The 25580-nt window shown below is 72.1% G+C and carries 21 protein-coding genes and 1 pseudogene; 13 read left to right on the top strand and 9 right to left on the bottom strand.

The features are described from left to right. Window positions 1–51 precede the first annotated feature (51 nt). The 6 genes from V1633_RS31460 (at window position 52) to V1633_RS31435 (ending at window position 8858) form a co-directional block, all read left to right on the top strand. Complete coding sequence (locus V1633_RS31460) at window positions 52–2925, top strand: vitamin B12-dependent ribonucleotide reductase (protein ID WP_331217938.1); 2874 nt, start codon at window positions 52–54, stop codon at window positions 2923–2925. Between the two features lie 145 nt (window positions 2926–3070). Next, the gene (locus tag V1633_RS31455; RefSeq protein ID WP_331217937.1) at window positions 3071–4006 is read left to right on the top strand and encodes a DUF2332 domain-containing protein; all 936 of its coding nucleotides are present in this window, start codon (window positions 3071–3073) and stop codon (window positions 4004–4006) included. Between the two features lie 353 nt (window positions 4007–4359). Continuing rightward, a complete protein-coding gene (abc-f, locus tag V1633_RS31450; RefSeq protein ID WP_331217936.1) occupies window positions 4360–5997 on the top strand; it encodes a ribosomal protection-like ABC-F family protein in 1638 nt (545 codons plus the stop codon). Window positions 5998–6021: 24 nt separating this feature from the next. Further along, the gene (locus V1633_RS31445; protein WP_331217935.1) at window positions 6022–7743 is read left to right on the top strand and encodes an ABC-F family ATP-binding cassette domain-containing protein; all 1722 of its coding nucleotides are present in this window, start codon (window positions 6022–6024) and stop codon (window positions 7741–7743) included. A gap of 130 nt (window positions 7744–7873) precedes the next feature. Further along, window positions 7874–8179, top strand: a complete 306-nt coding sequence (locus tag V1633_RS31440; RefSeq protein ID WP_331217934.1) for a DUF5522 domain-containing protein — start codon at window positions 7874–7876, stop codon at window positions 8177–8179. A 133-nt stretch (window positions 8180–8312) separates the two neighbouring features. Further along, window positions 8313–8858 carry a hypothetical protein gene (locus tag V1633_RS31435; protein ID WP_331217933.1) on the top strand — a complete coding sequence of 182 codons (546 nt, stop codon included), beginning with the start codon at window positions 8313–8315 and terminating at the stop codon, window positions 8856–8858. 45 nt (window positions 8859–8903) lie between these two features. Here the strand turns inward: V1633_RS31435 and V1633_RS31430 are convergent, their stop codons facing one another. After that, window positions 8904–9593 carry a metal-dependent transcriptional regulator gene (locus V1633_RS31430; RefSeq protein WP_331217932.1) on the bottom strand — a complete coding sequence of 230 codons (690 nt, stop codon included), beginning with the start codon at window positions 9591–9593 and terminating at the stop codon, window positions 8904–8906. Between the two features lie 98 nt (window positions 9594–9691). On the opposite strand from V1633_RS31430, the gene V1633_RS31425 reads away from it, so the two are divergent. Then, window positions 9692–10558, top strand: coding sequence for a sulfurtransferase (locus tag V1633_RS31425; RefSeq protein ID WP_331217931.1), 867 nt, complete (start codon window positions 9692–9694; stop codon window positions 10556–10558). Between the two features lie 70 nt (window positions 10559–10628). Next, a complete protein-coding gene (locus V1633_RS31420) occupies window positions 10629–11810 on the top strand; it encodes an acetoin utilization protein AcuC (protein ID WP_331217930.1) in 1182 nt (393 codons plus the stop codon). A gap of 204 nt (window positions 11811–12014) precedes the next feature. Here the strand turns inward: V1633_RS31420 and V1633_RS31415 are convergent, their stop codons facing one another. Next, the gene (locus tag V1633_RS31415) at window positions 12015–12995 is read right to left on the bottom strand and encodes a TetR family transcriptional regulator (protein WP_331217929.1); all 981 of its coding nucleotides are present in this window, start codon (window positions 12993–12995) and stop codon (window positions 12015–12017) included. A gap of 134 nt (window positions 12996–13129) precedes the next feature. On the opposite strand from V1633_RS31415, the gene V1633_RS31410 reads away from it, so the two are divergent. Both V1633_RS31410 and V1633_RS31405 read left to right on the top strand, forming a co-directional pair. Next, complete coding sequence (locus tag V1633_RS31410) at window positions 13130–14056, top strand: ABC transporter ATP-binding protein (protein WP_331217928.1); 927 nt, start codon at window positions 13130–13132, stop codon at window positions 14054–14056. Continuing rightward, complete coding sequence (locus V1633_RS31405; RefSeq protein WP_331217927.1) at window positions 14053–15681, top strand: ABC transporter permease; 1629 nt, start codon at window positions 14053–14055, stop codon at window positions 15679–15681. Before V1633_RS31410 ends, V1633_RS31405 begins: the two co-directional genes overlap by 4 nt. 72 nt (window positions 15682–15753) lie before the next feature. Here the strand turns inward: V1633_RS31405 and sigB are convergent, their stop codons facing one another. Further along, a complete protein-coding gene (gene sigB / locus V1633_RS31400) occupies window positions 15754–16809 on the bottom strand; it encodes an RNA polymerase sigma factor SigB (protein WP_407952139.1) in 1056 nt (351 codons plus the stop codon). Window positions 16810–17142: 333 nt separating this feature from the next. On the opposite strand from sigB, the gene V1633_RS31395 reads away from it, so the two are divergent. After that, window positions 17143–17931, top strand: coding sequence for a sporulation protein (locus tag V1633_RS31395; protein WP_331217925.1), 789 nt, complete (start codon window positions 17143–17145; stop codon window positions 17929–17931). 52 nt (window positions 17932–17983) lie between these two features. Here the strand turns inward: V1633_RS31395 and dtd are convergent, their stop codons facing one another. From dtd to V1633_RS31365, 6 genes and pseudogenes are all read right to left on the bottom strand, one after another. Continuing rightward, entirely contained in the window at window positions 17984–18406 is a 423-nt protein-coding gene (gene dtd, locus V1633_RS31390) for a D-aminoacyl-tRNA deacylase (protein WP_331217924.1), read from the bottom strand. 5 nt (window positions 18407–18411) lie between these two features. Beyond that, window positions 18412–19896 (bottom strand): DUF7782 domain-containing protein, encoded by a 1485-nt coding sequence (locus tag V1633_RS31385; RefSeq protein ID WP_331217923.1) that lies wholly within the window; start codon window positions 19894–19896, stop codon window positions 18412–18414. Between the two features lie 159 nt (window positions 19897–20055). Beyond that, a pseudogene (locus V1633_RS31380) lies at window positions 20056–20706 on the bottom strand (lytic polysaccharide monooxygenase auxiliary activity family 9 protein); the annotation flags it as partial. Window positions 20707–21135: 429 nt separating this feature from the next. Continuing rightward, window positions 21136–21576 (bottom strand): cupin domain-containing protein, encoded by a 441-nt coding sequence (locus V1633_RS31375; RefSeq protein ID WP_331217922.1) that lies wholly within the window; start codon window positions 21574–21576, stop codon window positions 21136–21138. 252 nt (window positions 21577–21828) lie between these two features. Next, complete coding sequence (locus tag V1633_RS31370; RefSeq protein WP_331217921.1) at window positions 21829–22413, bottom strand: hypothetical protein; 585 nt, start codon at window positions 22411–22413, stop codon at window positions 21829–21831. A gap of 433 nt (window positions 22414–22846) precedes the next feature. Further along, window positions 22847–23248: a hypothetical protein gene (locus V1633_RS31365; RefSeq protein ID WP_331217920.1), complete on the bottom strand. Its 402-nt coding sequence runs from the start codon at window positions 23246–23248 to the stop codon at window positions 22847–22849. 298 nt (window positions 23249–23546) lie between these two features. Here V1633_RS31365 and V1633_RS31360 point away from each other — a divergent pair, with 298 nt between their 5' ends. Next, window positions 23547–24125 carry an HhH-GPD-type base excision DNA repair protein gene (locus V1633_RS31360; protein ID WP_331217919.1) on the top strand — a complete coding sequence of 193 codons (579 nt, stop codon included), beginning with the start codon at window positions 23547–23549 and terminating at the stop codon, window positions 24123–24125. 172 nt (window positions 24126–24297) lie between these two features. Beyond that, complete coding sequence (locus V1633_RS31355; RefSeq protein WP_331217918.1) at window positions 24298–25515, top strand: low temperature requirement protein A; 1218 nt, start codon at window positions 24298–24300, stop codon at window positions 25513–25515. Window positions 25516–25580: the final 65 nt, after the last annotated feature.

Genomic DNA, 25580 nt, shown 5'->3' with positions numbered 1-25580 from the left:
CGAGGACGGACGTGCGGCGCGGAGCCGTGCGCGCGTGAGGGGGCGGATGAGATGTCGGGGGATGGTGTGACAGCAGGTAAGTCACGGACCCGGACGGCACCGACGACCGGGCTGAAGGTCGAGCGGGTGTGGACCACCGAGGGGGTGCACCCGTACGACGAGGTGACCTGGGAGCGCCGGGACGTCGTCATGACGAACTGGCGTGACGGCTCGATCAACTTCGAGCAGCGGGGCGTGGAGTTCCCGGACTCCTGGAGCGTCAACGCGGCCAACATCGTGACCACCAAGTACTTCCGCGGCGCGGTCGGCACCCCGGAGCGTGAGTGGTCGCTCAAGCAGCTCATCGACCGGGTGGTGACCACGTACCGGGCGGCGGGGGAGCAGCACGGCTACTTCGCCACGCCGGCCGACGCGGAGATCTTCGCCCACGAGCTGACCTGGATGCTGCTGCACCAGGTGTTCAGCTTCAACTCGCCGGTCTGGTTCAACGTCGGGACCGCCTCGCCGCAGCAGGTCAGCGCGTGTTTCATCCTCGCCGTCGACGACTCGATGGACTCGATCCTCGACTGGTACAAGGAGGAGGGGCTGATCTTCAAGGGCGGCTCGGGCTCCGGGGTCAACCTCTCCCGGATCCGCTCCTCCCGGGAACTGCTCTCCAGCGGCGGCACCGCCTCCGGCCCGGTCAGCTTCATGCGGGGCGCGGACGCCAGCGCCGGCACCATCAAGTCCGGCGGCGCCACCCGGCGGGCGGCCAAGATGGTCATCCTGGACGTGGACCACCCGGACATCGAGGAGTTCGTCGTCACCAAGGCCCGGGAGGAGCACAAGATCCGGGCGCTGCGTGACGCCGGTTTCGACATGGACCTCGGCGGCTCCGACATCGTCAGCGTGCAGTACCAGAACGCCAACAACTCGGTCCGGGTCTCCGACGAGTTCATGCGGGCGGTACAGGACGGCGGCTCGTTCGACCTGCGCGGCCGGCTGGACGGCGCGGTGATCGAGTCGATCGACGCCAAGGGCCTGTTCCGGACCATCTCCCAGGCGGCCTGGGAGTGCGCCGACCCCGGCCTGCAGTACGACGACACGATCAACGACTGGCACACCTGCCCGGAGACCGGTCGGATCACCGCCTCCAACCCCTGCTCGGAGTACCTGCACCTGGACAACTCCTCGTGCAACCTGGCCTCGCTGAACCTGATGAAGTTCCTCCGCGCCGACGGCGGGTTCGAGGTGCAGAAGTTCGTCCGGTCGGTCGAGCTGGTCATCACCGCGATGGACATCTCGATCTGCTTCGCCGACTTCCCGACCGAGAAGATCGGCGAGACCACCCGGGCGTACCGGCAGCTCGGCATCGGCTACGCCAACCTCGGCGCCCTGCTGATGGCCTCCGGCCTGCCGTACGACTCCGAGGGTGGCCGGTCGCTCGCCGCCGCCATCACCTCGCTGATGACCGGTACGGCGTACCGGCGTTCCGCCGAGCTGGCCGGCGTCGTCGGCGCCTACGACGGGTACGCCCGCAACGCCGAGCCGCACAAGCGGGTGATGCGCAAGCACGCCGCCGCCAACGACGCGATCCGCCCGACCGGCACGGTCGCCACCGAACTCGTCCGTGAGGCGACGAAGCAGTGGACCCAGGGCAACAAGGTCGGCGACAAGTTCGGCTGGCGTAACGCCCAGGCGTCGGTGCTGGCCCCGACCGGCACCATCGGTCTGATGATGGACTGCGACACCACCGGTGTGGAGCCGGACCTGGCGCTGGTCAAGTTCAAGAAGCTGGTCGGCGGCGGTTCGATGCAGATCGTCAACCAGACCGTGCCGCGGGCACTGCGCAGCCTCGGGTACCCGGAGGAGCAGGTCGAGGCGATCGTCGAGCACATCGCCGACCACGGCCACGTGGTGGACGCCCCCGGGCTGAAGCCGGAGCACTACCCGGTCTTCGACTGCGCGATGGGCGAGCGGTCGATCGCCCCGATGGGCCACGTCCGGATGATGGCCGCGATCCAGCCGTTCATCTCCGGCGCCATCTCCAAGACGGTCAACATGCCGGAGTCGGCGACCGTCGAGGAGGTCGAGGAGATCTACTTCGAGGGCTGGAAGCTCGGCCTGAAGGCGCTCGCCATCTACCGGGACAACTGCAAGGTTGGCCAGCCGCTCTCCGTCGCCAAGAAGGAGAAGGCCGTCGAGCCGGTCGCGGCGGAGAAGACCGTCGAGAAGGTCGTCGAGTACCGGCCGGTACGCAAGCGGCTGCCGAAGAAGCGGCCCTCCTCGACGGTGTCGTTCTCGGTCGCCGGGGCGGAGGGCTATCTCACCGCCTCGTCGTACCCGGACGACGGCCTCGGCGAGGTTTTCCTCAAGATGTCCAAGCAGGGCTCGACGCTGGCCGGGGTGATGGACGCCTTCTCGGTGGCCATCTCGATCGGCCTGCAGTACGGCGTGCCGCTGGAGACGTACGTCGCGAAGTTCACCAACATGCGGTTCGAGCCCGCCGGCATGACCGACGACTCGGACATCCGGCTGGCCACCTCGGTGATGGACTACATCTTCCGTCGGCTGGCTCTGGACTTCCTGCCCTACGAGCGCCGGGCGGAGCTGGGCATCTTCACCGCCAAGGAGCGGGCCGCGCAGCTGCGGGCCGAGGCGGAGGCGGAGAGCGCCGTGGACCTCGCCGCGATGGCCTCGTCCGCGCCGGTGGCGAAGCCGGCGGAACCGACGACCGAGGTGTCCGGGGCGGCCGCCGCCAAGCCGGCTGAGCCGGTCGAGGCGGCCCGACCGGCCGCCCGGGTGGGCTCGTCCACCGAGTTGCTGGAGGCGGTGCTCGGCAAGGCCCAGGACGCCCCGCTCTGCTTCACCTGCGGTACGAAGATGCGCCCGGCCGGCAGCTGCTACGTCTGCGAGGGCTGCGGTTCCACCTCCGGCTGCAGCTGAGCACCGGCGGGACCGGTACTGACGCGACGGTCGACCGGGCACGTCGAGGACTGACGGCCCGGTCGGCGGAAGGGAGTCGGGCGACCGCCCGGCTCCCTTCCGCGTACCCGGGCCCGGATCGACGGGGACGACTATCCTCGTCGCCATGACGATCGCCACCCGCTACGCCGAGTTCGCGGCCCGCGAGGCGCGCGGCGTGTCACCGCTGTACGAGCGGCTGTCGTCCGCGGTCAGCGGGGACGACACACTGCTCGCCCTGCTCGGCACCCTGCCGCCGGCCAAACGGCAACCGAACCTGCTGTTCGGCGTCGTACGGCTGCTCGGCGGTCCGGTGGACGAACCGGACGCGTTCCACGACTTCACGATCGGGAACTGGCCGGCGATCGAGGCGGAGATCCGGGACCGGGCCACCCAGACGAACGAGGCCGGGCGGTGCGCCGTACTGCTGCCGGTGCTCGCGGCGCTGCCGCAGCCGCTCGCGCTGCTGGAGGTCGGCGCGTCCGCCGGGCTCTGCCTCTACCCCGACCGGTACGCCTACCGGTACGGCGACCACCTGGTCGGCTCGGGGGAACCGGTGCTCGAGTGTGCTCTCACCGGGGTGGCCCCGCCGTCCGGCCCACCTGAGGTGGTGTGGCGGGCCGGACTCGACCTGAACCCGCTCGACGTGACCGACCCGGCGGACGTCGGCTGGCTCGACGCCCTCATCTGGCCGGAACACACCCACCGCCGGGCCCGGTTGCGGGCCGCGGCGGCGGTCGCCGCGGCCGAACCGCCGCTGCTCGTCCGGGGTGACCTGGTGGACGACCTGCCGGCGCTGGCCGCGCGGGCGCCGGCCGGCGCGACGCTGGTGGTGTTCCACACCTCCGTGCTCTACCAGGTGCCGGAGCCCCGCCGGAACGCCTTCGTCGAGCTGGTACGCGACCTGCCCGGGCACTGGATCGCGAACGAGGATCCGGCCGTGCTGCGGTACGACGGGCTGCCCGAGCCGCCCGGCAGCGCGCTGTACAACGTGCTCGCGCTGGACGGCGGACCGCTGGCCTGGACCCGGGGGCACGGCCAGGCGATGGCCTGGTTCGGCTGAGGCCGGCCGGGGCTGACGGAGCGGCCGGGGCTGACGGAGCGACCGGGGCTGACGGAGCGACCGGGGCCGCTCGGGCATGCCTCGGCCGTACCGGGGTAACCGAGCCGCTCCGGACGCGGGCCCACCCGCAGGCGGCCGAGGGGGGATCTCCGCTGTTATCCTGGATCGGCAGCGACCTGAACAGGGGAGACCAGACGTGGTGGGTGACGACGACATCTCCGGGTGATACCGGGATGTGACCGGCCGTCGGCGTGTGCGCGAAAGCGCCGCCGTGGCCGTGCCGTCGTCGTACGAGCCCCACGTCCATTGCTGGGCGGCACGGGTCCGCCCACCGCACCCGAGGTCTCTCTCAGATGTCCGACGCTTTCATCGTCTGTTCCCACCTCTCCTTTTCCTGGCCGGACGACACCCCGGTCTTCCAGGATCTCTCCTTCACCGTGCCGGGCGGCCGGACCGGCCTGGTCGCGCCGAACGGTGCCGGGAAGAGCACTCTGCTCAAACTGATCGCCGGCGAGTTGCGCCCCGGCTCCGGGAGCATCGCCGTCCACGGGGTGCTCGGCTACCTTCCGCAGACGCTGCCGCTGACCGGTGACCTGACCGTCGCCGACGTGCTCGGTATCGCCCCCGCGATCCGGGCACTGCACGCGATCGAGGCCGGCGACGCCAGCGAGGAGCATTTCGCCACGATCGGGGATGACTGGGACGTCGAGGAACGCAGCCGGGGAGAACTCGACCGGCTCGGGCTCGTCGACGTCCCGTTCGACCGGCCGCTGCGTACCCTCAGCGGCGGCCAGGTCATCTCCCTCGGCATGGCCGCACAACTGCTGAAACGACCCGACGTCCTGCTGCTCGACGAGCCGACCAACAACCTCGACCTCGACGCCCGGCACAAGCTCTACGCCGTACTGGAGGAGTGGGGCGGTTGCCTGCTGCTGGTCAGCCACGACCGTGCACTGCTCGACCGGATGGACCGGATCGCCGAACTCGACCGTGGCGAACTCCGGTTCCACGGTGGCGACTACACCGCGTACGAAGCGGCGGTCCAGGCCGCGCAGGAGGTCGCCGAGAAGAACGTCCGCAACGCGGAGCAGGAGGTCAAGCGGGAGAAGCGGGAGATGCAGCAGGCCCGTGAACGGGCGCAGCGGCGGGCCAGCAACGCCCAGAAGAACCTCAAGAACGCCGGCCTGCCGAAGATCTTCGCCGGCACGATGAAGCGGGGCGCCCAGGAGGCGGCGGGCAAGGCGAACGAGACCCACGCCGCCCGGGTCAGCGAGGCCAGGACCCGGCTCGACGAGGCGAGCCGGGCACTGCGCGAGGAGCAGCGGATCGCCCTCGAACTCCCGGACACCAGCGTCCCGGCCGGCCGTACCGTCTTCCTCGGCGAGCAGTTGCAGGTCCGGTACGCGGACCGCCCGCTCTTCGCCGGCGACGGCCTCGACCTGACGATCCGGGGGCCGGAGCGGATCGCGCTCACCGGGCCGAACGGCGCCGGCAAATCCACCCTGCTGCGCCTGCTCAACGGCGACCTGGAGTCGGAGGGTGGCCAGCTGAGGCGGGCCGAGGGCCGGGTCGCCCACCTGTCGCAGCGGCTGGATCTGCTGGACCTGGACCGGACCGTGGCGGAGAACCTGGCCATGTTCGCCCCCACGAGGCCGGAGGCGGAGCGGATGAACCTGCTCGCCCGCTTCCTGTTCCGGGGCTCCCGGATCCATCTCCCGGTCGGGGTGCTCTCCGGCGGCGAGCGGCTGCGCGCCACCCTGGCCTGCGTCCTGTACGCCGAACCGGCACCGCAGCTGCTCCTGCTCGACGAGCCGACGAACAACCTCGACCTGGTCAGTGTCGGACAGTTGGAGGGCGCGCTCGGGGCGTACCAGGGCGCGTTCGTGGTGGTCAGTCACGACGAGCGGTTCCTCGCCGAGATCGGGGTGGACCGCTGGCTGCGGCTGGCGGACGGCCGACTACGCGAGACGAGGGGACCGGACGAGGCCTGAGCACGGAATCTGTCGGTGACCTCCATGTCCAGACCAGCTCTGCTCGCCCACGATCTCGTCCGCACCTTCGGCGGTCGCCGGGTGCTCGACGGAGTCTCGCTCACCGCCGCGCCCGGTCACCGGATCGGGCTGATCGGCGAGAACGGCACGGGCAAGTCCACACTGCTCCGGTTGCTCGCCGGGGTGGACCGACCCGACTCCGGCACCGTCGTACGTCCGCCGGACCTGGGTTTCCTGCCGCAGGAGACGCCCTTCGACCCGACGTCGACGGTGGCGCACGTGCTCGACGACGCCCTACGCGAGGCCCACGAGGTGCTGGTCGCCCTCGACCGGCTCACCGGTGCGCTCGCCACCACCCCGGAGCACTCGCCGGACTACCCCGACCTGCTCACCGAGTACGCCGAGCGGCTCGACCAGGCGCAGGAGAGCGACGCCTGGGACGCCGACCGCCGCGCCGAGGTTGTCCTCGCCGGGCTCGGGCTCGGCGCGATGCCGTACGACCGGTCCCTGGCGTCGATCTCCGGCGGGCAGCGCGGCCGGCTCGGCCTGGCCGCGCTGCTGATCCGCCGACCCTCGGCGCTGCTGCTCGACGAGCCCACCAACCACCTCGACGACGCGGCGGCGACCTTTCTCGAGGAGCAGTTGCGTGGCCTTCCCGGGGTCGTCGTGCTGGCCAGCCACGACCGGGCGTTGCTCGACGCGGTCTGCACGGACCTGATCGACCTCGACCCGGCCGTGGACGGACCGGTTCGCTACGGCGGCACGTACCTGGACTACCAGGCGGCGAAGCGTGCGGCGCGGGCACGGTGGCAGCGGCGCTTCGCCGAGCAGCAGGCGGAGCTGGCCGAACTGCGCCGCTCGGTCGGAGCGACCGCACACCAGGTCGCGCCGGGCCGGGACCGGCGCGACAACGAGAAGATGGGGTACGGCCACACCGCCGGCCGGGTGCAGAACCAGATCTCCCGGCGGGTACGCGACGCCGCCCGCCGCCTCGACGAACTGGTACGTGACCAGGTCCCCGCGCCGCCGGAGCCACTGCGCTTCCGGACCACCGGGCCGACCGTCGGCGCCGGCACGGTCAGCGTCGTTCCCGGCGTCCGCACCGGCCGGGCCGACACTGCCGGCGTCCCCACCGACGGATCCGGCGTGCCCACCGAGCCGGCCGACGCTGTCGGCGGCCCGCTGGTGTCGCTGCGGAACCTGCGGGTGCCCGGTCGGTTGACCCTCGACCGGCTCGACGTGTCGGCCACCGACCGTCTCCTGGTCACCGGGGGGAACGGAACAGGTAAGTCGACCCTGCTCGCGGTGCTGGCCGGGCGGTTGGCAACCGGCGGCGGGTGCCACCGCCGACCCGGACTGCGGGTGGGCCTGCTGACCCAGGACACCGTCTTCGACGAGCCGGACCGTACCGCCGAGGAGATCTACGTACGGTCGATCGGGCCGGAGCGGGCGGACGCCGTACCGCTGCGTTCGCTCGGCCTGCTCGGCCCGGCCGACCTGGACCGTCGGGTGGGTGAACTGTCGGTCGGGCAGCGCCGTCGCCTCGCCCTGGCGCTGCTGGTCGCCGACCCGCCCGAGCTGCTGCTGCTCGACGAGCCGACCAACCATCTCTCCCCCCGGCTCTGCGACGAGTTGGAGGAGGCGTTGGGCACCGGTCCCGGCGCCGTGGTGTTGGCCAGCCACGACCGGTGGTTGCGGTCCCGCTGGCCGGGGCGGGAGATCCGACTACGCGCGGCGGGGCACTGACGGCCCGCCGACGGCGGTCGACCGTGTCGTCGACGGGAGGTGGGGCGTCCCGGCCGCCCGGCGGTCCGCCGGTGGGGTGGCGGCGGGGGCGGGGCGGTGGGGCGCCGCCGGTGTCGTAGGGTCGGCGGCGATGGAGGCTGAGGGAGCGCGGGGCCGGCGGCGACCGCTGGCGGCGCGTCCGCTGGACCAACCACACCCGTCCCGGCTGCCCACGGACCACCCGGACCGGGCGCGGATCCTGGCCGCCCACGCCGCGGCTCTCGCGGCCGACGAGGCCGGCTACCCGGACCCCGCCACCGGGCTGTTCGTGCTCACCGCGGCCTTCCTCGCCCGCCGGGGCACCTGTTGCGGGCGCGGCTGCCGGCACTGCCCGTACGTCGACGATCCGCCGGTAACCCGGACGGGTGACACGAGTCAAGCGGCATCCCCGGAATAACCGTCAGAAGGGTGTCAACCGCCCAGCGAGTGCCTGTGCGGGAACGCGGTCGGGTTTCGCCCGTCGGCCCGGACGCCGTACGGTGTCCGACGGGTTCCCGGTCAGGTGGACCGGGACGGGTGGAAGGGGAGAGATGCGCGGGCGACTCTGCCTGATCGGCGCCGGACTGTTGCTGCTCGCCGGGTGTGGTGACGACCCCACGCCACAGTCGAGCCTCCCGGCACCGGAGGTGGTACGGCTGCCTGCGGCGTCCGCCGGAGGCGCCTGCCAACTGGTGGACTACCCGACGATCGAGGAGGTCATCGGCACCCGGTTCGATGTGTCGGCGGCGAGCCGGCACGGCAAGACGGACACCTGTGTGCTGCGCGGGGAGGACGCCGACCAGCCTGAACTGGCCCTTTCGGTGAGTCCGACCACGGCCGACGCCGCCATCTTCGCCGACGAGGTGGTGCCGAGCGGCGGCAAGACGGTCAAGGGGCTCGGCAAGGCGGCCTACCGGGCGGAGGTGAAGGCGGCCAGGAACTCCGGTCCGAGCCTGGAGGTGGGGTGGCTCACCGGCGACAAGCGGCTGGTCAACCTCCGCTACACCTTCCCGGACGGGGAGGCCCAGGCGGGTGGGGACGACTTCGCGGACAAGCTCGTCGCCCTGGCCAAGAAGATCGACACCAGCAGCCTCTGACCCGGTGGTCGACGGGTGACCACGGACCGGTTCAGTACGAGCGGGTCAGTGCGCGGCCACGAAGACCCGGGAGGCGACCTCGCGGGGGAGACGGATCTTGTCGCCGGACCGGTCGATCGTCACGCCGTCGCGCTCCTGGGCGACGGTGACCGTGGCGCCCGGGTCGACGCCCGCGGCGTGCAGCTGCCGCAGCACGTCACCGTCGGTCTGCACGCTCTCGCAGATCCGCCGGACGACAACCTGGCCGCTCAGGCCCGGGAAGGCGAGGTTCCGCTCGCCCTCCGTCGGGGTGTCGGAGGCCGGTACGTCGGGGTGGCTGCCCAGCGACTCGAGCCCGGGGATCGGGTTCCCGTACGGCGAGCGGGTGGGCCGGTTCAGCAGCTCGTAGACCTTTTTCTCCACCGAGTCGCTCATCACGTGCTCCCACCGGCAGGCCTCCTCGTGGGCCTCCTCGTAGGGCATCCCGATGACGTTGACCAGCAGCAGCTCGGCCAGCCGGTGCTTGCGCATCACGGAGACCGCGTGCGCCCGCCCCAGGGCGGTGAGCTGTAGGTGCCGAGCGTCTTCGATGGTCAGCAGGCCGTCGCGTTCCATCCGGGCCACGGTCTGGCTGACGGTCGGACCACTCTGCCGCAGCCGCTCGGCGATCCGGGCGCGGAGCGGCGGCACACCCTCCTCTTCCAGCTCAAGGATGGTGCGCAGGTACATTTCAGTGGTGTCAACGAGGTCGTTCACGTCAGCGGTCCTCCCGAAATACGATGCTACCCCGGGACACCGACAATCAGTGTCACCGAGCCGGGCGCTTCTGGGCCCGATGGTGTTGACTGGACGCCGTGTCCGGACAAGACGATCTCCTGGTGGACGTGACGGATCTCGCGGCGGCGCTGGCCTCCGAGGACCCGCCCACGGTGCTGGACGTCCGGTGGCGGCTCGCCGGGCCGTCCGGCCGGGCTGACTATCTGACCGGCCACCTGCCCGGCGCGGTCTTCGTCGACCTCGACACCGAGCTCTGTGGGCCGCCGGGCGCCGGCGGACGCCACCCGCTGCCCGACCCCGCCGTCCTCGAGGAGGCGCTGCGGGCCGCCGGGGTGCGGTCCGGCCGGCCGGTGGTGGTCTACGACGGCGGGGACGGCCTGGCCGCGGCCAGGGCGTGGTGGACCCTTCGCTGGGCCGGGCACGACCAGGTCCGGGTGCTCGACGGCGGCTTTCCGGCCTGGCGCGCGGCCGGGCTGCCGGTGACCACCGGGCAACCGGCGCCGGAGCCGGGCGACGTCACGGTCCAACCGGGCGGCCTGCCGACCCTCGACGCCGAGACCGCCGCGGGCCGGGCCGCAGGCGGTGTGTTGCTCGACGTCCGGACCGGGCCTCGGTACCGAGGTGAGACCGAACCGATCGACCCGGTCGCCGGACACATCCCGGGCGCGGTCAACCTGCCGGCCGCCGAGTACGTCGGTCCGGACGGCCGACTCCCGGCCGCCGACGTCCTCCGGGCCCGGTTCGCCGAAGCCGGGGTCCGGCCGGGTACGCCGGTCGGCGCGTACTGCGGCTCGGGGGTGACCGCCGCGCAGGCGGTGCTGGCGCTGCACCGGGCCGGTTACCCGGACGCCGCCCTCTACGTCGGCTCGTGGAGCGACTGGCTCACCGACCCCGCCCGACCGGTCGCGACCGGTGGTGCCGGAGCGGCGACCGGGGGTTCCTGACCGACGGCTCACGTCCGGCGGGTCGGCTCCGTTCCCACAGGCCGGCGGTCGGCCGTGCGACGATGGCGCCATGTCGGATGACACCGTGGTGATCTGGGACGAGAGTCTGCTGGCATACGACCTGGGTGATCATCCACTTGACCCGGTCCGGGTGGAGCTGACCATCGCGCTGGCGCGGGAGCTGGGCGTCCTCGACCGGTCCGGCGTACGGATGGTGGCGCCGACCCCGGCTGACGACGCCGCCCTGGCCCGGGTGCACCGACCGGATTACCTGGACGCGGTGCGGGCCGCCCCGCACGATCCGCTCTTCTCCGGCTACGGCCTCGGCACTTCGGACAATCCCATTTTCGACGGCATGCACGAGGCCAGCGCGCTGGTCGCGGGGGCCAGTCTGGCGGCGGCCGAGGCGGTCTGGCGGGGGGAGGCCCGGCGGGCGGTCAACGTCGCGGGTGGCCTGCACCACGCCATGCCGAGCCGGGCCGCCGGTTTCTGCGTCTACAACGATCCGGCGGTCGCCATCGCCCGGCTGCTCGACCTGGGCGCGGAACGGGTGGCCTACGTCGACGTCGACGTACACCACGGTGACGGCGTGCAGCAGGTCTTCTACGAGGACCCCCGGGTGTTGACGATCAGCCTGCACGAGACCCCGTTGGCGCTCTTCCCGGGCACCGGGTTCTCCGACGAGACCGGCGGCCCGGGTGCCGAGGGGACTGCGGTGAACCTGCCGCTGCCCCCGGGTACGGGTGACGCCGGGTGGCTGCGGGCCTTCCACGCCACCGTGCCGTCGCTGCTGCGGGCGTTCCGACCGCAGATCCTGGTCACCCAGTGCGGTGCGGACAGCCACCGTCTCGATCCCCTCGCCGACCTGCGGCTGACCGTGGACGGACAGCGGGCGAGCTATCTGGCACTGCGGGCGTTGGCCGACGAACTCTGCGACGGCCGGTGGGTGGCCACCGGTGGCGGCGGCTACGCGCTCGTCGAGGTGGTGCCGAGGGCGTGGACGCACCTGCTCGGGGTGGCCACCGGTGAGCCGATCGACCCGGCCGCGCTGACCCCGCCGAACTGGCGCATGTTGGCCCGGAACCGTCGGCCCGAACGCGAGGTGCCGCTGCGGATGACCGACGACGCCGACATCTCGTACGAGCCGTGGCAGCCGTCCGGGGAACCCGACGCGGTGGACCGGGCGATCATGGCCACCCGTAGGGCGGTCTTTCCGCTGCACCAGCTGGATCCACAGGACCCGTCACGCTGACCCCCGACCCCGACCCCGACCCCCGACCCCCGACCCCCGGCCGTCGGTCCGTCCTGTCCGGACGACCGCTCCGTGGCGGACGTCGTTTCCGGGACCGGGCTCGCGCCGGTCCGGTCACCACACCGCGTCCCGTTTCGTCGTCAGGGCGGTTCCCGTAATGGTTCCGGCCTGGACGACCGTCGGCAAGCGGTCTCACAATCGTCTCTAAATAGTGTCGAAATCCGTCTCACAGATCTGCTCCGCCGACGGTCCGTCGGCCCGTAGGTGCCGGTAGAGCGTGGCCCGGGAGACGCCGAGACCGGCGGCGATCTGGTCGACGGTCTGCGAACCCTCCGCGTGCAGCGCCCGGGCCGTCCGGACCTGCTCGCCACTCAACGCCCGGGGCCGGCCGGCCGTGCGTCGCCCACCCATCCGGACCAGCGTGGGTCGGGACCGGCCCACCGGCGCGACGACCGGGGTGGGTGTGCGGTCCATGGTGGGCGTCGCGGGCTCCACCGGTACGGAGCCGGCCCCGGCCGCCGAGGCGCTGCCGTCCCCGCTCCCGGTGCTGCCGCCTCCGCTTTCGGCGCTGCGGTCCTCGCTTCCGGCGCTGCGATCCGCTGCCGGACGCGGTGTGGCAGGACGCTCCGCCCGTCCGGGCACCGGTTCACCCAGCAGGCGGCCCACCCCGTCCAGCATCTCCGCGCGCAGCACCTCGTCCGGCACGTCGGTGAAGAAGACGATCGGGTCACCGAGCATCGCCGTCGCCTGCACCGCCCGGATCCGCTCGATCCTGGACGCGTGCGCCCCGGCGACCAGGTCGTACGTTTGCATGGCGAGTCGCATTATCCGGGTGAACGTGCTGCCGGTACGGAGTATCGCCAGGTCGTGGAAGAGCATGCCGAGCGGACGGCGGTGCGCGAGCAGGGTGTCCAGCCAGCCTTCGAGCGCCGCCCAGCGGGCCGCCGGCCAGGGGAGCCGGGCCGCCCGCTCCAGGGTCGACTCCAGATCGGCGACCAGTGGCTCGGTGAGCGCCACCAGCAGGTGCTCCTTGGTGGGGAAGTGGTAGAGCACGCCCGCCTTGGTCAGTCCGAGCCGTTCGGCGATCTCCCGGAGTGAGGTCCGTTGGTAGCCCCGGGTGGCGAACAGGTCGAGTGCGATCTGCAGGATCCGACCGCGGGTGTCCAGGCTGGGTGGTCGGTCCATCCGTGCAGCGTACCGGCTCCTGACCGACGATCAGAAATCCGTCAGGATCACCCTTACCATCGGTCAGTACACTGTGTGCGGACACATGTCGTCACTGAGGGAGACGGCGTGAACGGCACTAGTGAGGGGGCGTCATGACCGCGATCTCGGTGGCCGGCCTGGTGAAGACCTTCGGAACCACCCGCGCGCTGGACGAGCTCGACCTGACCGTCCGGACCGGCGAGGTGCACGGGTTCCTCGGGCCCAACGGGGCGGGCAAGTCCACCACGATCCGGATCCTGCTCGGACTGCTGCGCCGGGACGCGGGAGAGGTCAGTGTGCTGGGTGGTGACCCGTGGCGCGAGGCGGTGCCGTTGCACCGCAGGTTGGCGTACGTGCCCGGCGACGTCAACCTCTGGCCGAACCTCTCGGGTGGTGAGGCGATCGACCTGTTCGGCGCGTTGCGCGGCGGGCTCGACCGGAAACGTCGCGACGAACTGCTGCGCCGGTTCGACCTCGACCCGACCAAGAAGTGCCGCACCTACTCCAAGGGCAACCGGCAGAAGGTGGCCATCGTCGCCGCCTTCGCCTCCGATGTGGAACTGCTCGTCCTCGACGAGCCGACGTCCGGCCTCGACCCGTTGATGGAGGCGGTGTTCCGGGAGCACGTCCGGGGACTGCGGGACGCCGGCCGCACCGTGCTGCTCTCCAGCCACGTGATGTCCGAGGTCGAGGCGCTCTGTGACCGGGTCAGCATCATCCGGGCCGGCCGGACGGTGGAGTCCGGCACCCTTGCCGAGTTGCGCCACCTGACCCGTACGCCGATGACCGTCGAGAGCGAGCGGCCGGTCGACGGGCTCGCCGACCTGCCCGGGGTGTCCGGGGTGGCTGTCGAAGGGACGACCACCCGGTTCGAGGTCGAGTCCGGCACGCTGGACCCGGTACTGCGGCACCTCGCCCAGTTCGGCGTACGGACGCTGACCAGCACCCCGCCGACGCTCGAGGAACTGTTCATGCGGCACTACGGCGAGGACTCCGGCGGGACCGTGGAAGCCCGGCCGGTGGCGGCGGGTGTCCGGTGAACGGCTTCACCGGCACCCTGCGACTGACCCGGCTCGCCGTCCGGCGCGACCGGGTGAAGCTCCTGGTCTGGGCGGTGGCCGTGCCGGGCGTCGGGGCGGCGGTCATGCAGAGCGTGGCCAACATCTACGCCACCGAACAGGACCGTCTCCTCTACGCCGGCAGCAGTGCGGCCAGTGTGGTGGCCCGGGCGTTCAACGGGCCCGCCTCCGGGCCGAGCCTCGGCGCGGTGGTCAACGCCGAGTCGTACACCAGCCTGGCCCTGCTCGCCGCGCTGCTCAGCACCTTCGCGGTGACCCGGCACACCCGGCAGAACGAGGAGACCGGCCGCGCCGAACTCCTCGGCTCGGCGGTTGTCGGCCGGTACGCCCCGCTCACCGCCGCCCTGCTCAGCACGGTGGCGGCGAACCTGCTCAGCGGTCTGCTGCTCGCCGCGGTCCTGATCGCCGGCGACCTGCCGGTGGCCGGCTCGGTGGCGCTCGCCGCGGCGATCGCCGGGATCGGCATCTCGTTCGCCGCCGTCGCGGCGGTCGCCGCCCAGGTCTCCGGTACGGCACGCGGGGCCAACGGGGTCGCCGCCGCGTCGGTCGGTCTCGCCTTCCTGCTCCGCGCCGCCGGGGACGCCTGGGGCGAGGTGACCGCCGACGGGCTGCGGGTGACCAGTGCCTGGCCCTCCTGGCTCTCCCCGTTCGGCTGGGCCAACCAGGTCCGCCCCTACGACGCCGACCGGTGGTGGGTGCTCGGGGTGACCGCTGCCTTCACGGTCACCGTGGTCGGGGTGGCCTTCCTGCTCACCACCCGACGGGATCTCGGCAGTGGACTGCTGGCTGTCCGGCGCGGGCCGGCCACGGCGCCCACCACCCTGCTCGGCCCGGTGGGTCTGGCCTGGCGGCTGCAGCGGGGGGTGCTGCTCGGCTGGGCGGTCGGGGTCGCCGTGATGGGGTTGGCCATGGGTTCGGTCGGCAACGAACTGGAGAGCTTCGTCGGCGAGAACCAGGCCGCCGCCGACCTGATCGCCCAGCTCGGTGGTACGGACCGCCTGGTTGACGCGTTCCTCGGCGCGATGATGGGCATGTTCGCCCTGGCCGTCGCCGGTTATGCGACGCAGGCGGTGCTGCGGCTGCGCGGTGAGGAAGCGGCCGGAACGTTGGAGGGTGTGCTCGCCACCGCGGTCAGCCGTCCCCGCTGGCTGCTCAGTCACCTGTGCTGTGCCGCGCTCGGCACGGTCGGGCTGCTGGCGCTCGGCGGTGCGGCCACCGGGCTCGGCTACGGCCTGGTCGCCGACGACGTCCCGGGCCAGCTCGGCCGGCTCACCGTCGCCGGACTGGTGCAGGTGCCGGCCGCGTTGGTCCTGGCCGGTCTGGCCGTGGTGCTGTTCGGGTTGTTCCCCCGCTGGTCGGTGGCGCTCTCCTGGTCGGCGCTGCTGCTCTGCGTCCTGCTCGGACAGCTCGGTGCGCTGCTGGAACTGCCCCAGGCGGTGCTGAACGTCTCGCCCTTCACCCACCTGCCGGCGGTGCCGGCCGACGATCCGGCCGCCACTGCGCTGGTGGCGCTGTTGCTGGTGGCGGTCGCGCTGCTGGGCGCGGGTCTGGCGGCGTTCCGCCGCCGCGACCTGGTGGTCGGCTGACCGTCCGGAGCCGGCGGAGCCCGGTCACCAGCAGTGGTGACCGGGCTCCGCCGGACAGTTCGGGAGGGCTGGTCAGCCCGCGTAGGACTCGAGCCGCTCCGCCCGCGACGGGTGGCGCAGCTTGAGCAGCGTCACCTTCTCGATCTGGCGGATCCGCTCCCGGGAGAGGCCGAACTCCCGGCCCACCTCGTCGAGAGTGCGCTGCCGACCGTCGTCGAGACCGAACCGGAGCCGGATCACCGCCTGCTCCCGGTGGGAGAGGGTCGCCAGCACGATCTCCACCTCGTTGCGGAGCATGCCCTGGGACACCGCGTCACCCGGCTCCTCGCGCGGGTCGACCGAGGCCACGAAGTCGCCGAGCGCGCTCTCGCCGTCCTCGCCGACCGCCTGGTCCAGGCTCACCGGCTCACGGTCGTACGAGATCAGCTCGATGACCTGGAACTCCGGCACGCCCAGTGCGACGGCGACCTCGGCGACGGTGGGCTCCCGGCCGAGCGTGGTGGCCAGGTCACGACGGGTCCGGACCATCCGGTTGACCTGCTCGACCATGTGCACCGGGATGCGGATGGTGCGGGCCTGGTCGGCCATGGCGCGGGTGATCGCCTGGCGGATCCACCAGGTGGCGTAGGTGGAGAACTTGTAGCCCTTGGTGTAGTCGAACTTCTCGACCGCCCGGATCAGGCCGAGGTTGCCCTCCTGGATCAGGTCGAGGAAGGCCATGCCCCGCCCGGTGTACCGCTTCGCGATGCTGACCACCAGCCGCAGGTTCGCCTCCAGCAGGTGGTTCTTGGCGGCCCGGCCCTGTGCGGCGATCGTCGCGAGGTCGGCGCGGAGTCCGGCGGAGAGAGTCGCCGCGGCCGTCGACCCGTCCGGGGTGGATGATCCGTCGGCCAGCCGGTCGTCGGCGGTCAGCTTCTCCTCGGCGTACAGTCCCGCCTCGATGCGGCGGGCCAGCTCCACCTCTTCGACGGCGGTGAGCAGCTTGGTCCGGCCGATCCCGTTGAGGTACGCCCGGACCAGGTCGGCCGAAGCGCCGCGCTCGTCGGTGGCGTCGAGGTCGACCTGGCCGGTCACACCCTCGTTGGCGGACTCGTTATCGGATCCGGCCGCCCGGGCCGGGTGGGACATGCCGCCGTCGTTGCGCATGACCATCATCTGTCGCCTCCCCGCTTCGACAATGTGGCGCGTCCCAGCGGAAACCTCGCTGGTGACACATAGCTTGGCCGGTAGGGCGTGAAGCCGGGGTGAGGAGATCGTCCGGTTGGCATGAATCCGGGAGTTGTCGAGCGGCGGTTTGTTCAGAACTCCCGCTTTGTCGCGTCCGGCGGACGGTGTCGGCCGGACCTACGCTTGCCGGGTACCGCTAACGTGCCAGCGGTCGGGCGGTTCCGGCGACCCGTGGTGCGGCCGGCTCCCGGCACGGGCCCGGGAAGTCGAAGCTGACCATGGATGGAGGAGACAATGGTCTTCAAGCGCTTGATGCAGGCGATGGGGGTGGGTGGCCCGTCGGTGGAGACGGTGCTGGTGAACCCGAACTGTCGACCGGGCGGATATCTCGAGGGTCAGATCCACGTCGCCGGCGGTGACCATCCGGTCGACATCTCGTACGTGTCGCTGGGTCTGGTCACCCGGGTCGAGGTGGAGAGCGGCGACGCCGACTACGACACCACCCAGGAGTTCCACCGGAAGCAGATGACCGGCCCGTTCCAACTCGGCGGCGGAGAGCGTCGGGACATCCCGTTCCGGTTCGAGGTGCCGTGGGAGACGCCGATCACCGAGGTCGCCGGCCAGCACCTGCACGGCATGACGATGGGGCTGCGGACCGAACTCGAGGTGGCCCGGGCGGTGGACAAGGGGGACCTCGACCCGGTGGCGGTCTATCCGCTCCCGGCCCAGGAGCAGATCATCGCGGCCCTGCTCCGGCTCGGTTTCCGGTTCAGCCGGGCGGACGTCGAGCGGGGCCACATCTACGGCGTACGCCAGACGCTGCCGTTCTACCAGGAGATCGAGTTCTACCCCGGCCCGCAGTACGCCCGGGCGATCAACCAGCTCGAGCTGACCTTCGTCGCCACGCCCCAGGAACTGCAGATCGTGCTGGAGATCGACAAGCGGGGCGGACTCTTCACCGAGGGCCGGGACGCGTTCGGGCGGTTCGTCGTCGACTACGCGACGGTGGACCGGACCGACTGGGCGACCGAGCTTGACGGCTGGCTGCGGCAGTCCCTGCAGAAGCGCGGCCTGTTCCACTGAGACCCGCCCGTCGGCCGGCCGGCCGGCCGGTCGGTCCGGCCGGCGGGGCCGGTCAGAGGTCGAGCAGCACCGTACGCGGACCGACGTTCACGCTCTCGACCAGCATCTGTGCCCGGAACCGGCCGGTCTCCACCTTGGCGCCACGGTCGCGTAGCGCCTCGACGACCGCGGTCACCAACGGCTCGGCCACCTCGGCCGGGGCGGCCGCGGTCCAGCTCGGTCGGCGCCCCTTGCGGGCGTCGCCGTACAGGGTGAACTGACTGACCAGCAGGATCGGCGCCCCGGTCTCCGCGGCCGACCGGTCGTCGTCCAGGATCCGCAGCTCGTGCACCTTGCGAGCCATCGTCGCCGCGGTGACGGCGGTGTCGGAGTGGGTCACCCCGAGCAGCACCAGCAGGCCGTCGGAGATCGTCCCGACGACCGCGCCGTCCACCGTCACGCTGGCCCGGCTGACCGTCTGCACCACCGCGCGCACGGCGGTCAGCCCGCCACGGGCTCGAGGAAGCCCCGCTCGACCAGGTGGCCGATGATCGGGCCGGCCACGTCGGCGAGATCCTCCGCGGGTACGTCGTGGGCGAGCGCCAGCACCGCGAGCTGCTCACGGAGCGGCACCTGGCCGTTGGCGCCACTGACCAGGGCGAGCACCAGCGGGTCGACCTCCTCGGTCCAGCGCAGCCCGTGCGACATGGCGAGCACCTGCCGGTCCACCACCCAGTCGTCGTCGCCCATGGTCGCCTCCTGGCGCAGCTGCAGCCCGTCCGCCGCCCGGAAGCGGGTGGTCAACAGCCCCGCGTCGCCCCGGGCCCGCAACCAGTCCTGCCGGTCGAACCAGGCGGCGATCTGTTCACCCAGCGGCGACGGCACCTGCTGGCGCAGGTCCTCGACCCGGACCACCGGATCGTCGTGCCCGGCCCGGCGCAGGCTGACCAGCCCGAAGCCGACCGCCTCCACCTTCTGCGCGTCGAACCAGTCCAGCCAGGCCGCCGCCCGCTGCGGGTCGGCCGCCTCGCTCGCGTCGGAGAGCCACAGGTTGACGTACGCCATCGGGTCGGCCACCTCACGCTGGATGACCCAGGCGTCCAGGCCGGTGCCGGCGAACCAGCCCGCCACCCGCTCGCCCCAGTCCTCGCCGGTCACGTGCAGCCAGTTGGCCAGGTACTGCATGGTGCCGCCCTCGGTGAGCAGACCCGGCGCGGCGGCGGCCAGTTCCGCGGCGACGCCGTCGCCGACCCGGCCCGAGTCCCGGTAGCTGTGCGTGGTCGTACCGGGGCCGACGACGAACGGCGGGTTGCTCACCACCAGGTCGAACCGGCGACCGGCCACCGGAGCGACCAGGTCGCCCCGGAGCAGTTCCCAGTGGTGTCCGTTCAGTGCCGCCGTGGTCGCCGCGAAACGCAGCGAGCGCGCGGAGACGTCGGTCGCGGTGACGGATCGGGCGTGGCCGGTCAGGTGCAGCGCCTGCACGCCGCTGCCGGTGCCGAGGTCCAGCGCGGTGTCGACGGGACGTCGGACCGTCGCACCCACCAGCGTCGTGGTGGCCCCGCCGATCCCGAGTACGTGGTCCGGCGCCAGCGGCTGGCCGGGTCGGGCAGTCGCCGGTACGTCGGAGAGCACCCACCAGGAGTCCCCGTACGGCTCCAGGTCGACTCCCTGACGCAGCCCGTCGCCGTACGGCTCGACCAGCCCGGCGGCGAGCGCCTCGGCCAGCGGCAGTGGCGCGAGCGCGGCCCGTACCGCCGGCTCCGACTCGGTCTGGGCGCAGACGAAGAGCCGGATCAGCGTGCCGAGCCGGTCCCGATCCTCGGTGGCCCGCAGGGCCGCCCGGTAGTCGTTGCGGGCCAGGCCGTTCGTCGCCTGCGGGCCGATCCGTTCGGCGATGCCGCCCGACGTGTACCCCGCGCTGGTGAGCGCCTCTCGGAGCTGGTCCACCCCGGCGGGGGACAGCAGCATGTCGTCTCCGTCCACGGCGTCCATCCTGCCCGGCGCCACCGGCGGGCCCGCCCGCAACCCCCGGGACGGGCCGGCAAGCGGTCTTCCGGCCGACCCGAACGGCTCGTCCGGCCGGAACCCGGTGCAGGGTTCCGGCCGGACAACGGGCTGTCCGTCAGGTGCCGCGAGGCGTCAGAAGGTCACGTCCGAGCAGCCGTAGAAGGTCTCCTGGCTGTCGGATCGGGTCCACACCGAGTAGATGATGTGGTGGCCGCTCTTGCCGGAGGGCAGCCGGCCGCTCCAGTAGTAGTGACCGTCGTTGCTGCCCACGCTGCCTCGCTGCGGCGGGTTGGTGACCGAGGAGAACGGCGTGCTCTCAAGGTCGTTCCAGCTCAGCGCGCGGGTGGGGCTCCAACTGTCGCGGGTGACGTACAGGTCGAACCGGCCGGGGTGGGCCGCCCAGTTGCTGTACCGGAACTCGACGTTCGCGCCCGAGCTGACCCGGGCCTTCGGGAAGTCGTTCCGGGCCAGGTCCCAGCCCCGGAACGTGGAGTTGCCGCCGCTGCACAGCTGTCCGTCCGGGATGAAGCCCCGGGTGCGGCCGGCGCCGTCCGAGCGCAGCACGCTGAACCAGTTGTAGAGCGGGCTGACGCCGCTGATGTTGGCCGCGGCGACGCAGCCCGCGTTCTTGTTGACGATGTTGCCCTGCGGGGTCAGCCCGTCGATGTAGCAGGCGTACGTCCGGCTGGCCGGCAGCATCAGCGCGCCGTGCGCGGACGCGGCGTTCGGCGAGATCACGGTGAGGAGTCCGGCGGTCAGTACGGCGGCCACGCCGACGACCGTCAGTTTGCGCAGCAGTTTCACGAGGGGTCCCTTCTGTACGACCACGGCCGGGGGTTTCTGGCGGCGGCGGTCGGGTAGGTGCCGGTGGGGCGCGCGGGACGTGATGGTGGCGTCCCGGCGACCGGTGTGTCGGAATCAGGCCCGGATCCCGCTGTTGACGCAGCACGTTTGCCCCCGTACTGCGGGGATATGAACCATTGCAGCATGGCTCGGTCGAGTTATCAATAGGTGGACGTCGATGTGGTCGCTCGTCGGAGATGCCCGGCATGCCGGGACGGGACACCACTCGGCGTGACCTTCGACGGAGCCGGGAAGGGTCGGGAAGGGCCGGGAAACGGACCCGGCGGCACGGCCGGCCGCCGCGGGTGACCTGCCCCGTGACAACCCGCCGGTGGGCGCGGCCCGGCCGTGACGGGCGCGGTGGTGCGCCGCTCAGTCGAGTCGGAAGTCGGCGAAGTCGAAGCCGGGTGCGACAACACAGCTGACCAGCACGGGCTGGTCGCCGGCGGGCTCGGCCGCCTGCCACACGCCGCCCGGGATCAGTACCTGAGGCTGCTCTCCGGCGGCCAGGTCCGTGCCGAGCAGGATCTCTTCCGGCCTCGGGTCGGGCGTCTCGGCCGCACCCGCCAGGCACAGCCGGAGCGGCCCGCCGGAATGCCACAGCCACAGCTCGTCCGAGCGGACCACGTGCCAGCGGGACCGCTCGCCCGGTTGCAGCAGGAAGTAGATCGCGGTCGCCGCGCTGCGGGGTCCGGGGTACCCGGCCGGGGTGAAGGTCCGCGTCGAGCGCCAGGTCTCCCGGAACCAGCCACCTTCCGGGTGGGGCGCCAGGTCCAGCCGCTCGGCCAGGTCGGGTCGGCGCGACGTGGTCACGGGTTGACCTCCACTCTGGTACGGCCGCGGCCGTACCGCCCGGGGGTGGTACCGACCCGGGGACGCCGCCTCGGAGCCGAGACCGCCTCGGGTCGTGGCGCCTCGGGTCGTGGCGCGGCCGACCGTGGTTCCTGGTCCCCGACGGCTGCCGGAGCCGCCCGCGAGTCTATCCGCCGGGTGTGCGGCAGCCCGGCTCGCCACCGGCCCGGTGTACGCCCCACCGGGGTCGGGACGCCACGGCGTGTTCCAGGGTCACAGTCCGGCCGCTGAGTCGTACCGACGCCGCAGGTCCGCCATCTCCGACTCGGGGAGGGCCTCCTTGAGCGCCTGTTCCTCGTACTTCTCGGGGAACATCTCCCGGAGCCGGTCGACGAACCGGACCTCGGCGGTCGCCTCGACGACCTGGATGCCGGGCGGGTCGGTCGACATGTCCATGATCACTGGGCCGGCCAGTTTGACCGCCCAGTCCCACGGGCGGTTCTGCTCGGCGACGCCGCACAGGTGGAACGCGTACACCGTCTTGACCTCGGTGAGGGCGGCGGCGGTGGGCGGCTCGAAGCCGTACACGTTGACCCCGCAGACCACCGGCACCTTTCCGCCCGCCGCCTGCTGGTTGTTCGCCGCGTGGTGGCCCTGGTGCTGGTGCGCGCTCGCGTCGGCCTGTTCGAGGACGCCGCGTATCCGACTGGTGAGCTGGGCCTTCAGGTCCGCCGGGCGAGCCTCCGAACCGGCCGTGTTGACCAGTACGACCGCGGTGGCGGACGCCGCCAGCAGGATGACACCCACCCACACGAAGCGGTTGCGGTACCACCCCGCGAAACTGCTACGGGAAAACATGATCGTGCCTCACCTCGCCGGTCTGGTCAGTACGTCGGTCCGGACGCGTCCATCCGCGTCCGGCTGCTGCTGCCCGGAGGGTGTGCCGTCGTGTGGACCGCCGGCCAGGGACGGAGATGCCGCGGCTCGTCCGCGTACTGTGCTGATCAGTGGGCGGCGTTGATCGGCGGCTGTGCCGATCGACGGGCGCACCGATCAGGCCGGTGGTTGCTCCCGGTGGTGGCCGTTCCCAGTGTGGTTGCCCCCGCACTGCGGCGATATGAGCCATTCCAACACGGCACGCCCGGGTCCGGCAACATCGACCGTCGTCGTGCCGTGGAAGTCTCGGTCGGCCCAGCCACGCGGCCGGCCGTGTGGTGGCGATCGAGGCGGTCACCGTGGATTGGTGACCGGGGCAGCGCGTTCCGCCGCGGGTGCCCCGGCCGCTGGCGGATCAGCCGGCGGACGACGGACGGGGTGTCAGGCCCAGGGTGGCACTGACCAGCAACGGCAGAGTTGACGGCAGGAAGGCGACGCCGAGTCCGCCCAGCGCCAGCAGCAGACCCCAGATGCCGATGACCGCGGCCGCCCCCAGGTCGACGAGCGCCGCCCGCCCGCCGAGGCGCTGGGCGAGCACCGGAAGCGCGGCGGCGATCACCGGTACGCCGAGCAGGAAGGACGCCGCCGCCCCGGAGTCCCGTACGGTCAACGGCGTCAGCGCGGCGGCCACCAGGACGGTGATGGCCAGTGCCGCCCAGCGCATCAGACGTTGCGGGTCGGCGGGTCGGCGGAACAGCGCCAGCAGGCCGACTGCCACGACGGCGACCAGGGCGGCGATAGTGGTCACGACGATCATTTCTGCTCCATCCCGGAGAGAGGTGATCCGCTGTCGGAGTCGGGCGGTCGCTGACCGCTTCCGCCGCCATCTCGGCTCTGGATCCGCGGTACCAGGGTACCCACGGAAGCAACACACGGTGACGGTGCGCGCGGCCGGTGCTGATGACCGGTGGGTGCCGACCCGGCGCCCGTGCCGACCGGTTCACTACACCCCGATCCCGCCTTCTCCGGGTTCTCCGCGTCGCGAAGTGCGCGTTCTCGCCAGGCCCGGGCGGGTTCCCGGTACCGACCGGTGAGGGTGGTGACAGCATGTCGCCATGACGCTGTCACTGCCCATCGCCGCCGAAGCCAACGAACTGCTCCGGCGTGACCCGCTGGCACTGCTGGTCGGCATGGTGCTCGACCAACAGGTCTCGATGGAGAAGGCTTTCGCCGGCCCGTACGAGTTGGCGCGACGGCTCGGCCACGAACCGGACGCGGTCGAACTGGCCGGCTACGACCCGGAGGCGCTCACCGCGATCTTCGCCGAGCGGCCCGCCCTGCACCGGTTCCCGAAGGCGATGGCGGCCCGGGTGCAGGAGGTGTGCCGTACCCTCGTCGACCGTTACGACGGTGACCCGAGCCGACTCTGGTCCGAGGCGGAGAACGGCGCCGACCTGCTCGACCGGCTCACCGGACTGCCCGGCTTCGGTCGGCAGAAGGCGCAGATCTTCCTCGCGCTGCTCGGCAAGCGGTTCGGTGTCCAGCCGCCCGGCTGGCGGGAGGCGGCCGGGACGTACGGGGCGGACGGCATCTTCCACTCGGTCGCCGACGTCACCGACGAGGCGTCGTTGCTCCGGGTACGCGAACACAAGCAGCAGGTGAAGGCCGCCGCCAAGGCCGCCTCGGCAGGCTGAGGGGCGGCGCCCGGCGCCGGCCCGACGCTCCCGGGCAGCGCCCGGTGGCGGTACTGACTCGTTGAGTGTGGAGATCGTCGGCATTCAACGGGGGCAGGGGGCGCTGTGGTCGGTACGGCGGACGGCGGCGTACCTCCGTCGCCGGTCGCGGGTGGCGCCGGGTCGGCGGCCGATGGCTGAGAGACCGACGTACCGGCTTCTGCGCGGGGAGGCCAGTTCACAGCGGGCGACGTTCCTGGAACTCTTCCTGGACCTCGTTTTTGTCTTCGCGCTCACCCGGGTCTCTGAGCGGTTGATCCTGGACTTCACCACGGAGCAGCGGATCCTGTTCTCCGAGGGCGGTCAGACGCTGCTGCTCTTTCTCGCGCTCTGGCACATCTGGGCGACGACGGCCTGGATAACCAGCCGGGCCGAGCCCGCCGTGCCGACCGTGCAGATGCTGGTCATCCTGACGATGGTCGGCAGCATGGTGATGGCGGTGGCGTTGCCCCGGGGCTTCGGCTCGCAGGCGGTCGCCTTCGCCGGCGCGTACGTTGCGGTGCAGTTCGGTCGTACCCTGGTCGCCACCGTCGGCGCCCACGGCAATCCCGATCCGACCAGCCCGCACGCCCACGTACGGCTGCTCCTCTGGTCCGGGCTGACCGCCGTGCTCTGGATCCTCGGCGCCGTGACCAACGACCGCGTGCGGCGGAGTGTGCTGTGGAGTCTGGCGCTGACGCTGGACTACCTCGGCACGGCGTCCGGCTGGCCGGTTCCCCGACTGGGCCGCTCCCGGTACGCCGGCCAGGTCATCGCCGGCGAGCACCTCGCCGAGCGGTACCAGCAGTTCCTGCTGATCGCACTCGGCGAGTCGATCTTCGTCATCGGCATCACGTTCAGCGGCGGCGGTGGCAACTTCACCCCCGCCCGGACCGCCGGATTCGGACTGGCGCTGCTCACCACCGTGCTGCTCTGGCGCATCTACTTCCATCGGGCCGGTGACGTGCTGCCGCTGGCCATCACCCGGGCACGGCACCCGGCCCGGCTCGGCCAGGCCGCGGGCTACAGCCACCTGGTCATGATCGCCGGCATCGTGCTCACCGGTGCCGGCTACGAGTTGTTCATCGCGGAGCCGGTCGGCACGACCATGCCGGTCTGGCTGCTCGCCATCCTCGGCGGTCCGGCCCTGTTCCTGGCCGGACGGGCCGGGTTCGAATTCCTGACCTTCGCCCGGATCTCCCGGTCCCGGGTTGCCGGCCTGCTCGGGTTGGGCGCCGTGGTGCCCGCGATGTTCCACCTGCCGCCGCTGGCGGTGGCCGGCACCGCCGCCGTCGTACTGTCCGGGGTCGCCCTGGCCGATCTGTGGCGCTCACACGGTCGGGCCCCGGAGCAGCCGGCACCCCCGGGCTGACCGGTCGAGTGGTTGACCCAGCCCCGGCCCGCGCCACCGTGTCGGGCGGCGCGGGAGGGCCTGCG

Origin of the sequence: Plantactinospora sonchi (genome assembly GCF_036422035.1) — a bacterium.
Classification (GTDB): domain Bacteria; phylum Actinomycetota; class Actinomycetes; order Mycobacteriales; family Micromonosporaceae; genus Plantactinospora; species Plantactinospora sonchi.
This window is presented reverse-complemented; position numbering and strand designations above follow the sequence as displayed.